Source organism: Mucilaginibacter jinjuensis, assembly GCF_028596025.1.
GTDB classification, from domain to species: Bacteria; Bacteroidota; Bacteroidia; order Sphingobacteriales; family Sphingobacteriaceae; genus Mucilaginibacter; species Mucilaginibacter jinjuensis.
This window is the reverse complement of sequence record NZ_CP117167.1, coordinates 5,281,265-5,294,590: the sequence shown is the minus strand read 5'-3', so window position 1 is coordinate 5,294,590 and position 13,326 is coordinate 5,281,265. Positions and strand designations below refer to the sequence as shown.

The 13,326-nt window shown below is 39.3% G+C and carries 7 protein-coding genes; 4 read left to right on the top strand and 3 right to left on the bottom strand.

Translation table 11 applies throughout. From position 1 onward, the window contains the following. Positions 1-47: 47 nt before the first annotated feature. Positions 48-1,235, bottom strand: coding sequence for a clostripain-related cysteine peptidase (locus PQO05_RS22800; protein ID WP_273629762.1), 1,188 nt, complete (start codon positions 1,233-1,235; stop codon positions 48-50). A gap of 375 nt (positions 1,236-1,610) precedes the next feature. Here PQO05_RS22800 and PQO05_RS22795 point away from each other — a divergent pair, with 375 nt between their 5' ends. The 4 genes from PQO05_RS22795 (at position 1,611) to PQO05_RS22780 (ending at position 6,785) form a co-directional block, all read left to right on the top strand. Continuing rightward, positions 1,611-3,251 (top strand): fimbrillin family protein, encoded by a 1,641-nt coding sequence (locus PQO05_RS22795; RefSeq protein WP_273629761.1) that lies wholly within the window; start codon positions 1,611-1,613, stop codon positions 3,249-3,251. A 33-nt stretch (positions 3,252-3,284) separates the two neighbouring features. After that, positions 3,285-4,715, top strand: a complete 1,431-nt coding sequence (locus PQO05_RS22790; RefSeq protein WP_273629760.1) for a fimbrillin family protein — start codon at positions 3,285-3,287, stop codon at positions 4,713-4,715. A 159-nt stretch (positions 4,716-4,874) separates the two neighbouring features. Then, a complete protein-coding gene (locus PQO05_RS22785) occupies positions 4,875-5,855 on the top strand; it encodes an NmrA family NAD(P)-binding protein (RefSeq protein ID WP_273629759.1) in 981 nt (326 codons plus the stop codon). Between the two features lie 18 nt (positions 5,856-5,873). Next, entirely contained in the window at positions 5,874-6,785 is a 912-nt protein-coding gene (locus tag PQO05_RS22780; RefSeq protein ID WP_273629758.1) for a helix-turn-helix domain-containing protein, read from the top strand. Between the two features lie 212 nt (positions 6,786-6,997). On the opposite strand, the gene PQO05_RS22775 is transcribed toward PQO05_RS22780, so the two are convergent. Continuing rightward, a complete protein-coding gene (locus tag PQO05_RS22775; RefSeq protein ID WP_273629757.1) occupies positions 6,998-9,982 on the bottom strand; it encodes a DEAD/DEAH box helicase in 2,985 nt (994 codons plus the stop codon). A 492-nt stretch (positions 9,983-10,474) separates the two neighbouring features. Continuing rightward, positions 10,475-12,658 carry a CHAT domain-containing protein gene (locus PQO05_RS22770; RefSeq protein ID WP_273629756.1) on the bottom strand — a complete coding sequence of 728 codons (2,184 nt, stop codon included), beginning with the start codon at positions 12,656-12,658 and terminating at the stop codon, positions 10,475-10,477. Positions 12,659-13,326: the final 668 nt, after the last annotated feature.

Sequence of the window (13,326 nt, the reverse complement as noted above, 5' to 3'; positions counted from 1 at the left end):
TTAGTTATGAAAATTCTTTAATCGAATAAAAGCGTGGCGACACCAGGTTAATTTCTGAACAATAGATCAAGACCCGCACCTGTGTACCATTGTAGCTTTTGATAGTAACTCAAATTTGCATCACCGGTGTAAGGTATAGCGCAGGTTAGGCCAGAGAATTTTTTAATAGGCACACCAATGAAGTTAGCCGTGGCGGCTTTGTAGAGAATTGTTTTATTTAATTGCAAGTTGATGCTGCTTAAATCAGCTATGGTAAAATTGTGATCCAGATAATCTCCGAAATCATAGTTAGCCACCGGAAAGTTTGCGGTATAATCCAAACGCTGAACGCCGGTGCTAATCAACTGATCTCCGTATTTTTTTTGCTTGTGCATTAGCGTATTCAACCCGGTAGCCAGAGGTGTCAGTTCACTTGTTTTAACCAATACAACTGTTGCCGATTGCCGGTCATCTGTATAGGCATTATAGTAGTTAAAATATGCTTTGGCAACCGAACTCAGATTCTCGTCGTCCTGAAAAAGCAATGGAACGATCTTCTGATAAGGGAAACTTTCGGAAAGCGTTTCGGTGGGTGATGCAATGATGTACTTTGCCTTATCCTTAAACTCGTATAGCACCTCTACACCGCCCATAGAGCAGGCATCAAAAACAATGAAACTTAAATTGTCTGGTAAAGCATTTTTAAGATCAATAATATCCATTTCCTTGCCCGAGTCTGACCCGAAAGATTGAACTTTAACTTTTGTACTGGCCGGTGCCCATGATGTGGCATGCGACCAAAGTATCAGTCCATAACTCTGCGCCGGAAATTCGGATTGCGCATAAAGCATTACTTGCTTAACTACATTAGGATCGGAAGGCGCCGTATAGCCGAACGTTTTAACGGTATCGCTCACAATCCTGTTGCCATCTTCGTCGTGTTTTATTTTAAGCAGATAAGAGTTACTGCTATTCGTTTTAATATAAACCAATAATGTGCCGTCTAAATTTGCAGCACCTTTCTCCATGCTGTTAATGCTGTTCAGTGCATCATACCTTAAATCGTTATTGGCTTCCATATAAACCAGCACCATCTTTTTGCTCACCGGTTTCACGTCAGTACTTTTTTTACAAGATACACCGAGAGAAATGATCGCCAAAAGAAACAGTAACTGGCAGTACCGTTTAATGAATATTATTGCAGCGGCACCAACACTCGTTTGGTAATTGATTTTAGAAAGATTTGATGGCCTCACCAGATTAAATGATTTATAATCAAAACAGGTGACGAAATTAAGCTTACCTACGCAAGCTCTCTGTTAATACGTTATTAAGTTTTTTGCATCTTGAGCCGCTCTAATCACCCATAATTGCCCTGCCAACACCTGGTTCAATTACCTCTTGGTAAAGCCAATTTTAATAATGGTTATGTCACATAACTAAATCTAACGAAATGCTATTGCGGGGTTGACCCAAAGCCTATATCGCCACCCTTTCTTTGAACCCGGAACTTTTAAACTTTTTCATGGTCGCTCAACTCAACAAAATATTAAGCTATAAAAGCCCTTTTAACCTCTCATTATATCCTGCCTGCAACAGGTTTTAACACGCAAAACTTTACAAAAACATATATGAAAATTAGAAATCTACAATTTACAGTCCTTGCTGTGTCCATTTTTATGGCTTCCTGCCGGAAGGATAACACAAGGGATGTGATCAAACAATCCGGCACCGAGGTGAAGTTCTCATCAACCATCAACGGCCAGATTAAGACCAAAGCCGTTAATGATGCCTGGGAAACTAATGATGCTATCGGTGTTTACATGAAAACCGGTACAGGATTAAACCAAATCTTAGCTAACAATAAATCTTATTTTACTATCGGTGATGGTACATTCAAGTCATCTTCAACAGACCAAACCATTTACTATCCGGAAGATGGTTCGCAGGTAGACTTTGTTGCTTACTATCCCTACAAGCAAACGCTTACTTCTAATACTTACCCGGTAGATGTAACCAACCAAAGCAGCCAGGGTGCTATAGATTTAATGTATGCTAACGCGACAGGTTTAAGCAAAACCAGCTCTAACGCGCAGTTAGTTTTTTCGCACCAATTGTCTAAAATCGAAATCACGGTTACCAATGGCCTGGGGGTTGCCAGTTTAACTGGTTTAACCACCAATATTTCGGGTTTAAAAACAGTTGCGGCATTCGATTTAGCAACCGGTACATTAAGCGCCCAAAGCACGCCTGCCAACATACTTGCAAAAACCAACATCGGTAGCGCAACAGTTGCCGAAGCTATTGTGATACCAACTACAGATGAAACCGGTATTAAAGTAGTTTTTGCCATTGGTTCAAAAACCTACACCTGGACGCTGCCTGCAGATACCAAATTTGAAGCCGGAAAGAAATACAGCTACCAGGTTGAGCTAAGAGGTTCGGGTGTTGTTGACAGCGGGGTTGCTGCTTCACTAAAAGCAACTGTAAATAACTGGACAGATGTTCCGGCAGGTTCTTATCCGCTGGATATGGAAGATGTGGTTAAAAACCCACCAACAGTATCGGGTTATATGGAAACACCTGTAATTACCACAGATGCAAACATGTCTTATGTTTTCCACAATTTCCCTGGTAAAACCAATGTAAGAAACTATGCGATGCTGTACGACAAGAAATATAAAGTGGCGTACTGGGTGGCTTATCCACTGCATGCATCTTATATCGGCAGTACAAGCCGTACTGATGCATGGGCTTTTGATCCTTCAATCCCATCAGGTGATCAGGTTGATCTGAGCAGCTCTTTCGGTAATGGATATGACCGTGGGCACCAGATCCCAAGCGGCGACCGTACTGCTTCTACAGACCTGAACAGAACTACTTTTTACTACAGTAACATGACTGCCCAAACTTCTTCAATGAACCAGGGAATCTGGAACAACCTGGAGCAACAAGTAAGAACCTGGATGGCTAAAGGAGATACTTTATATGTAGTAACCGGTGCATCTATCAAATCATCAACAGATCAAACCATTACTTACGCAAAAGGATCAGCAATACCAAAATACTACTACAAAGCATTAGCATTGAAAAAAGGCGATACTTATTATACCATCGGCTTTAAAATTGCTAACCAGGTTATTCCATCACCCAACACTTACAACAGTTTCCGCATATCTGTAAGCGACCTGGAAAAAGAAACCGGCTTTACTTTCTTCCCTAAGCTTACCGCCGAAACCAAGGGAACTATCGATAGCACCATCTGGAACTAACTCATACTAATAAACTTTACAACAATTACAAAAATGAAAACTCAAAACATCCTCATTGCTTCAGCAATGACGTTACTTGCCCTTGGCAGTTCTTGCAAAAAGGACAACAAACACGACACGGTTACCCCAAATCCAACCTTGGTTAAATTTACCGCAGCTATCAATGGCCAGATTAAAACAAAGGCTACAAATGACAAGTGGGATACTAATGATGCTATCGGTGTATTTATGAAAATCGGTACCGGTTTAACTAACATCCTGGCTGCCAATAAATCTTATGCAACAACTGGCGACGGCGCGTTTGCACCCACTAATACAGATCAAAACATCAACTACCCGGAAGATGGCACTGTTGATTTCATTGCATACTATCCGTATAAACAAACTTTAACTAACAATAAATACCCGGTTGATGTAGCAACACAAACCAACCAGGCTGCAATTGATCTGTTATATGCTAACAATGCAACCGGCTTAAGCAAAACCAGCACTGTTGCTAACCTTGTTTTTTCTCATCAGTTATCAAAAATCGAGTTTACTGTTAAAGCCGGAACAGGCGTAACAGATTTAACCGGTTTAACCGCAAGCCTTGCAGGCTTAAATACTAAGGCTGATTTTGATTTAGCTACCGGCGTGCTTTCAAACGCGTCTCAGTCTGCCGATGTTAGCGCGAAAACAACTGCTCAAACTGGTTCAGTCTTAGCAGAAGCCATTGTATTACCTGTAGCTGATGCCAGCGGTAAAGTAGTAACTTTCACACTTCCGGCCGGTCAGTTTAAACTAACCTTACCAGCAAACACCAAATTTGAAGCTGGTAAAAAATACACTTACGAAATTTCATTAACCACGGGCTCTACTCCTCAGCCAACTGCAGTTGCATTAAGTGCTACCATCACCAACTGGACCAGCGTACCTTCTGGCAGCTATACCGTAGGCGAAGACCAGGGCAGCACAACACCACCAACAGGTGTAGAAACAGTATTATTCACTGAAACTTTCGGAACCGGTACAGCAAGTACTAAACCAAAAGTAAGTGCTTACACTGCCTGGGATAATGCATCTTTCACTTTTACCGATACTTACGGTAACGCAGATTTACGTACCATTAGCACCTATCCAAATGATATCCACGTATGGTTACCTGCAACTAAAGATGCTTCTTTAAAAATTGCGGGTATTCCGGTAACCGGCTACACTAAGCTTAAACTTAAATACGACTTAGCACCTAACGCACCATCTGCAAGTTCAACTTCAGATTTTAATGTAATTACGGTGAAAGTTAATGGTGTAAGCATTGCGGTTCCAAGCAGCCCTGTAACTAACGCTAATAACAATAAATTTACTACTATTGAACTGAGTGATATTACACCTCAGGCAACCAATACAATTGAATTTATGGGCTCTGCAACCACCAATACTTTAGGCATGCGACTAGATAACGTTGTTATTATCGGTATAAAATAAAATATAAATCTGCCTTAAATAACTTGACAGATTTTATAAAAAGTCCCAGCTATGAAAGTAGCCGGGACTTTTTACTTTAAACAAAACGGCTAAGACAATCACAGGTTTAGCTACGTTCATCTTCATGATTACGGGGACATTTGTTAAAAATTAAAACAAATGAAAATAGTTATAACAGGGTCTTTAGGCCACATTAGTAAGCCACTTGCAGTGGAGTTAGTTCAAAAGGGGTATACTGTAACAATTATCAGCAGTAACCATACCAGGGAAAAGGATATTGAAGCTATTGGTGCAAAAGCAGCCATTGGCTCAATAGAGGATGTTAGTTTTTTAGCAAAAACTTTTACAGGCGCCGATGCGGTTTACACGATGTTGCCGCCCTTTAAATTTGAAGAAAACCCCAACCTTGATGCAAGGGAAGAAGCACGTCGGCTCGCAACCAATTATGTCGAGGCCATCCGCCAGGCAGGTGTAAAAAGGGTAGTTCACCTCAGCAGTATTGGGGCTCATACAGAAAAAGGAAACGGGTTGCTTGCCTTTCATTTTGTTGCCGAGCAAATTTTGAAGCAATTACCTGCCCATGTCGCAATTACCTTTATGAGACCTGTTGGTTTCTACTATAATTTATACCAGTTTATGGATATTATTAAAGGGGAAGGCTTTTTAAAAGGTTTTATAGGTGTGATTTTAACCATTCGTCATTATGGTTTGACTGGATTTCTGCAGGGGAAAAAGGGGCTTATCGTATCTAATTATGGTGCTGATGATAAAATGCCCTGGGTTTCGCCCATTGATATTGCAGCTGCAATTGCCGAAGAACTGACACTACCATTAAATGGCCGTAAGGTGCGTTATGTAGCCAGCGAAGAGTTAACTTGTAATGAAATTGCTAACACCCTTGGAGCAGCGGTTGGTAAACCTTATCTGAAATGGATAACTATTGACGACAAACAAATGCTGGATGCGTTAATAAAGTTTAAATTGCCGTTGAGCCTTGCGAAAGATATTGTTGAAATGAACGCCAGCCAGCGTAATGGGGGGATATTATTTGAAGATTATTACAAAAACAAACCAACTCTGGGTAAAGTAAAAATGAAAGATTTTGCTAAGGAATTTGCGGCGGTTTACCAATCGAAATAAATTAAATTAGTAAAAAACATGGAGCCCTATAAAATTAAAACCATTGGCCAATACCACCAGGCATTGGGGCTTACTAAGCCGGAACATCCTTTGGTGAGTGTTATTAGCCTGGATGAATTCAAACCACCGGAAGGTAACACCCGGATAAGCGTTGTATTTGATTTTTATATCATTTCTTTGAAGAAAAATTTAGGAGGTACGATAAATTACACCTACGGCCAGCAGACCTACGATTTTGATGAGGGTGTCATGTTTTTTATTTCTCCTAAACAGGTATTTTCATTTGATGCTGATCATGATTTTAAAAGCTCAGGCTGGATGTTGCTCGTACACCCTGATTTTCTCTGGGGTACACCACTTGCAAAAACAATCAGGCAATATGAATTCTTCAACTATTCAACAAATGAGGCGCTGTTTTTGTCAGAGAAAGAAGAGGCAACAATTGGAGGCATTGCTCAGCTGATCAAGCAGGAATATCATGCCAATATCGATAAATTCAGTCAAGGTTTGATCGTAGCGCAGATTGAACTATTGCTTCAGTATTGCGACCGGTTTTACAATCGCCAGTTTTTGACCAGGAAAATAAGCAGCCACCAGGTACTTAACCGTGTGGAAGAAACGCTCGACACGTATTTTAACAATGATGATCTGGTTAAAAAAGGATTACCAACAGTTAACTTCATAGCTGAGACTTTAAATATTTCGCCAACCTATTTAAGCGCATTGCTAAAAACACTGACCGGCCTAAGTACGCAACAACACATTCACGAAAAACTGATAGAAAAGGCAAAAGAAAAGTTATCCGTTACGGGTTTGTCAATCAGCGAGATTGCTTATGAATTGGGTTTTGAACATCCGCAATCATTCAGCAAATTATTCAAAAGCAAAACCAATCTTTCGCCATTGGAGTTCCGTGCGTCTTTCAATTGATGTGTGAAAGAAAGCGATTGTTTAAATCGGATGTATAACTGATATAGATTTGGCTCTGCTTTTGAGAAAAGAGCACATAGACAGTAAACATGAGATAATATAAACAAGAAAAGCCACTCTTTCGAGTGGCTTTCTTTCAAAGTAGAGTCGAGCGGCAAAAGTTCTAACTTTCATGGTGATATTGAAGCTATTGTAGATGCAAAAGACCTGTATCAAAATAATTTCTCTTCTAACAAGTCTTTCCAAACGATAAACCCTTTATGATCATTTGTATAATCATGTACGATGCGACTAAATTGTTGAGGATTAGTTTCAAGATATCGCTGTCTGCCATTTGTTCGTATCTGTCCAAGCAGTCCATCTATCCGCTTTGTACTTCTTTCAAGTTCATAAATTGATTTATCAATATGCCATATATAAGTAGCCTCTTCGGTATCCAAAGTTTCCCAAACCAAGTGGTACTGATTATTCCCCGACAGCAAGAACACAAATGAAAAGGGCTCTAATACAAAACGGAGCTTTAATATAGATCGTTCATGTTTTTGGGAAAGGTAACGGAGATGACGATGATGCTTATACTGCTTAAGAGCCAGTATGTTTTCCAATAGATCATCCTCGTTTGTGTAAATCAATTGTTCACTGCCGCCTTGCACTTGCCCGACATCCAATAGATTTTCTTCACCTACCGGGGTACCTTTAATAATTTCTTTATTTAAGAACCGGAACTTTACACTTTCAATGACTTCGCGGTTTATTTTATCAAGATCACTGGAGGATGCTGATTTAAATACCAATCTGTTGTGCTGGAATGTAGCCCGTATGTTTACCAATACCGTAGTACTTTTCAGGAACCGAATAAAGTAGGGCTTAAGCACGGTAAACTCCGGCCTGACATTTAAATTCTCTATCTCAAATTCAACTTCCTTACCGTTAAAGTCAGCAATGATATGTTTAAACGCAATACTGCCAAACCTGAATTCTAATTGTTCTATTGATACCTCAATATTCTCATTTTTTTGACCACTTACCGTTTCACTTTCATCTACCGGATTCGTTAGGCCACTTTGATCAAGCTTTTTATAATACACGTTCCTTTTCTGAAACAGTCTTTCCAGGTAGCTGATCTTATGGTCACGGTAATCATAAATAACAGGTGACACTTCTGATCGTTGTACCCTGCCAATGTATTGAATCAGCTTACCCTCAAAAGCAAATGGGTAAACTAAAAATACGCACTCTATATTCTGGATGTCGGTTCCTTCGCCAAAATACTGTCCTGTTGTGATCAGCACTTGGAAATCACCTCTATTTATGGCTGCCCATTTAGATTTTTTAGATAAGTCGGAATCTTCGCCACTTAACGCAATGGTATCGTAATGTTGTTTTAGATATTGTTGGAGAGAAGTAATATGCTCTTTTCGTTCTGTGATGATAACAGCTTTTCTACTGGCATTTAGTTGTGATACCACATCATTTAAAATGAGTTGATTTCTTGCTGAATCATGGATCAAGATTTTAAATAGCGTTTCGAACTTGTCTGTTTGGGTATTAAAGGGAACAAACAAATCGGTATCCCTAATGATAATCTGCGTACCAGTTTGATTTTGCATCTCTGGTGCTTTAACCTCATGGATTATTTCACCTAAATGAATAAATATTAACTTGCCATCGTTGTATTTCCTAAATGGGGTTGCGGTAAGCCCGTACATATAGTAACTGTTCAATTTTCCAATAACTCTTTGGTATGTTTCCGCAGGCACATGGTGGCATTCATCAATGATAACGGTACCAAAAGCATTTATTAGTTCTGTGGATTCCGTAGATTCCAAAGCTTTTTCCATACTTTGGATCATTGCTACAGTAATGTGTTTACCGGGCTTGTTCTTTCCTTGCCCGATACGTCCAATATCCTTATTAGGAATCCCCAGGAACGATTCTATACGTTCCTTCCATTGATCTGCCAGTTGCTTGCGGTGAACTAAAATGAGGGCTGGTTGCTGCTTGTCTTTTATAATAGCCAAACTCAATACCGTTTTACCAGAGCCAGGCGGAGCGACAATAATTCCAAAATCTTTTTTTGTAGCTGCTTGCTGCGCGGGTAATTGATATTCCCTTAATGCAATAGAACCTTTGAAATTGATTAACTCTGCTTTCTTTCTTTGATCTTCGAGCACATATTCAATTTGCTGCTCTTTACAAAACCGTAATAACCTACCAATAAATCCACGAGGAACTGAAATAGAATCCGGTGTTTCGTGCAGCAATTTAAAGTAACGTTTTACGCCAAAGGTATTTTTATTGATATTCTTTTTTACCTGGTATTCATTGTTGGCGAAGTTTAATTCTTCCTTTAAAAAACTAACAAGTGAAACAGGCAATCTTATGCGGCTAATATGAATTTTATTGTTTAAGATAATTTCTAACTTATCTGTTATAAACCGTTCTTTTTGAAATAATCCAGTTGAAAGTTCGTTGTGATCAGTTTGTTCTTTGTAGATGTAATTGAGCTGGTTTATCGTAATCCGCTTAATCGTTTTTAAAAACACCCACTGGTCATCAAAGGGCTGTAAGGTTTCAGGATCAATGAAACAGCTATTGCCATCATTTAAGCTCGTTTTGTTTAAGGGTAAAGCAATAAGATTCCCCAAGCCTTTTTTTGAATGGTAATCCTGATTGGGAAATAACCTGTCAAAACTTGAGTTTTTATCGAATACTGAAATTAAACCTGCTTTCTGTAGCAATGCCGTCATTATTTTTCTGCTTCTGAATGCCTCATAAGGTTCTTCAAAAAATATCCATACATGGCCGCCTTTACCGGAACGAGAACGCTCCAAATAAGCACGTATATCATACTCCTCGCAAATTTTAATAAATGTCCGGCATTCCTCAATCCAATCAGCTTCGTCAAAATCAGCTGCAATGAACCAGGATGTGTTATCCTGTAATAGAGGGTAGAGACCTACAATCTGCTCACCTTTGAGATGTTTAATTAAATGCTCATTTGTTAAGGGTTGGTATGTTTTATCAGTGAAGGTTTGAAAAGTGCCACCTTTCATTTGATGCAGCCGATATCGGTGAGGGTCAAAACTGTAAGCAGGAATATAACTGCTTTTGCCACTTTTCTCCCATCTTAATGCAAATACATCTTCTCTACCTTTGAATAGGGATTTGTATAGATTTAATCGGTTATCTTTCATTAAAGTAGAAACTTTAGCCTGTTTCAAATTTAGGAAACAAACTATCCCTTTTATAATCGATTTAATTTGCCATAACTTGGGTAGTATCCAACTTTTTTTAATACAGCCTCTATTTTTGTGAGCGACAAATCCACAGCAGTTTGTGGGAAAGATTGTTGATAAGCAATGATAAGGACAGCGTATTGGCTGTGGCTCGTAACGAAAAGCAACCATCTGATGCTAAAGAAATCATTAAAGACACCATGTACCTTGAGTTTTTAGGATTGCATGATCGGTTTTGTCATCAATTCCGATACGAATTCAATAGCGTCAAACTTGAAAACTAGAGGAACTGGCCATTATTCTTTGACTAGTCCCTTCAGTGCGGCAAACTTTAGCGGGACAGCTTATAATTTCAAAGCTCCCATGAACACGCAGATGCCTCTGCAATAAACGTGTATCATCTTTTTTTTGATTTTAAAGACATTGTCGAAAATTCTGTAAAAAGTTAACTTACATAGGGTTAGCCTTTTGAAACTCTTCCTCCCAGTTTTCGAATTTTATTAAATCAGCCCTGCCCAGGATGCTGTAAAACAAAAATTCAGGTATTGAGGCTGCCAAGTTTGGACCAATTCCTTTAGTCATTTTAGTAAATATTTGCCGGCGGTGATAGAAGGAAAGTAAATAAGTATAGTCATTACTTTGTGCATCAGGTGAACCTAAGGGATCTCCTGTATTTTTTTGATAATGGTGCCGGTAGGCCGCTCCCACCGCCGAAGTGCGTAGCATATGAGAAATAAAGGCCAGCCAATTTTGATGCATAGGTTTTTGCGAGGCAGTAATCAGATTATTTAATATTCGGATATATAATATGGAACCTGTATCGACACCGATTGGCAGGTAGGTCGTGGTGACAGATAATGCACCTCTCTCAAAAAAAGCATTAGCAATTGTATTGATCGTCCCGTAAGTTGGCGCTGTACTGCAAGCTGAGAGAAAAACCAATGGCGCGGAAATCCCTAACTCGATTACCATGTCACCTGTTAAACGTTCCTTCCCAAAAAACAATACAGATGATTTGCTTTCCTTATCATAGCTACCATGGCTATCAATAATTAAAAAATCCGGACTTACTTCGTCTACAGCCTTTTTTAAAGCCGCAAGCGAATAACATTCTCTCATAATCACGCCGTTCTTTTCTCCAACCATACAAACGCCTGGATACCATTTTCTGAAAGCTGGCTCATCACTACCGAACACCACCAATGTTTTCTTCAGTATATCCTTCGGCACCAAGTATTGCCATTGTTCATGACTGACAAAATTTGCCATCAGGCCGTGAAGGGCGGTTTCCGGTAACCTGCAAATATCATGGGTGAAAGCCATCGGAATCCCCTCTATATCCATCCATTCGACGGGGAGGTCGCTTATTGCGACGATTTGTCTGTTTTCATCCCGTAGCTTTTCTGTTAATTCTTTGGATAAGGTCCTGTGGCGGAGTTGCTGGCCGAATGATTGAATCGTTTTGAAGATTTTATTCCTGCTGCCAGGTGCAGTAATTCTACCAGCCGCCTCATTACGAAAAAAGGAAAGGTTTCGGTACATAGTTTTGCCTTGAGTGGGAAGACGTACGATAGGCGATGAATAAAACGAACTATGAAGAAATGCAATATCATCCAAAAATTGGGTTTTTAGTCCCATTAAACGAGAGCTAATTAAAAATGCTTCTGCACTTTTTGGTGGGCGTATGGAGTTGATGTAATTTTCGGTTTGCTCAAAATCCAATTCTGATAAATATTCTTTGTATTCAGATTTGACGCCCTCACTTAGAAAGTCCCTCATATCGGGGTTCTGAAATGGAGCAACCAATATCAACGGAACCAAAAAAGGTTCAATTTCATGAACGGGTTTTATCAGGCCCTCATCAAAACAGGTTTCAGCGAAAAAATCTATTTTGTCGATTTCCTCAATGATTTGTAGTTGCCTGGAGAAACTGTTGGGGTTTTTGTGCCCCTCGTTCGAAGCTTTTCTATGCGCCAGAATTTTCTCTTCAGTAATTTTACCATCATCCCTGCTGTCCTCATAGGTAAAGTTTCCGGTGATGGTATTTGCAATTCGATAATTTGTTTGAGCGGGAATGAAAGAAGGGAAATGATAAAATCCATTCCACCCGATTGCGGTCTCTGGAGAAAGCCATTTGTCTGGCATGCCCATTAGATTAAATAAATCCTGCTGTTTAGTATAAAGCTCTCGCATAAAATGCCCTGGCCCGGAAATTTGGTTTGGTAATATGGTTGTTTTATTTCCCTTATCATTGAAGAAATAATAAAACCGGCCAACGGTATGGTACTTTGCAAAGAGGGTGACATTTTGTTTAATTAGCGATGATTTTGAATCAATGAAAAATAGATATATCCTATTGATCGGCATAAGTTTTAAGTATTCTTCCAGATTTACACTATACTTAATGTGAAAGCGGTACGGATCGTCCAAGCTATTGCGCTTAACGAGTTCATAATATGTGAGAGACTCACTGATTTGCAGAATATCTTTAGGCAGATAACTAATGAAACGGATTATCTCATTTTGAAACTCAGTTGGAGGTACAAAAGAATATGTTTTAGGCTGCTCATCTATTACCAAAACGTAATTTATAGAACTTCTTTGCCCGTGTCGGTACAGTAGGTTTTGATGCATGCCTGATAAAGTATTAGGGTTAATTTATATGCTAAGATAAATATTCAACGTTATAAAAACCTGTCGGGAAGGTGATGCAAATTATGATATTTTAGTCCGAGCCTAACCTGATTTATCCGGCTACGTTTATTGCTGCTAAACCTTTAAATTAGCACTTCCGGCCTAAATGCCTTAACTTGATCTATGGTGTGCAGTTAAATTGGTATAATAAGCACTGGCAGCTTTGAAAACCGTTAACAAAATGAAAAAGTCTGAAATTTTTTCATGTAGTAGGTTGATTTACAAGCATATTCAAGTGTCAAGAGTTCTAACTTTCATGCCGATAGAGGCAGTAATGGATGCCAAGAATATAGATCAATACAATTTCTATTCTAACAAGTCTTTCCAAACAATAAACCCTTCATGATCATTTGTGTAATCATGTACGATGCGACTCAATTGTTCAGGCTCTCGAAACGCCAGATAGAACTATTCCGCCAGTTTTACCGCACATTGCCAATACACTGTATTCGCAATTGGCAATGTGCAAAATATGAGATCGTATCATAATCAGGCTCGGTGACCAAAAATCACAGAAGAGCACATTATTCCACGTTGAGTCTTTGCAAAGGACTCCAAGGCATTTTCAAGGTTACTCTTAGCGAGTTGGGTCAAACTTACAACAAAAC

Excerpts from the sequence above, each read along its gene's own strand:
- PQO05_RS22795 (WP_273629761.1), top strand. The coding sequence starts at position 1,611 with ATGAAAATTAGAAATCTACAATTTACAGTCCTTGCTGTGTCCATTTTT.
- PQO05_RS22790 (WP_273629760.1), top strand. The coding sequence starts at position 3,285 with ATGAAAACTCAAAACATCCTCATTGCTTCAGCAATGACGTTACTTGCC.
- PQO05_RS22785 (WP_273629759.1), top strand. The coding sequence starts at position 4,875 with ATGAAAATAGTTATAACAGGGTCTTTAGGCCACATTAGTAAGCCACTT.
- PQO05_RS22780 (WP_273629758.1), top strand. The coding sequence starts at position 5,874 with ATGGAGCCCTATAAAATTAAAACCATTGGCCAATACCACCAGGCATTG.
- PQO05_RS22775 (WP_273629757.1), bottom strand. The coding sequence starts at position 9,982 with ATGAAAGATAACCGATTAAATCTATACAAATCCCTATTCAAAGGTAGA.
- PQO05_RS22770 (WP_273629756.1), bottom strand. The coding sequence starts at position 12,658 with ATGCATCAAAACCTACTGTACCGACACGGGCAAAGAAGTTCTATAAAT.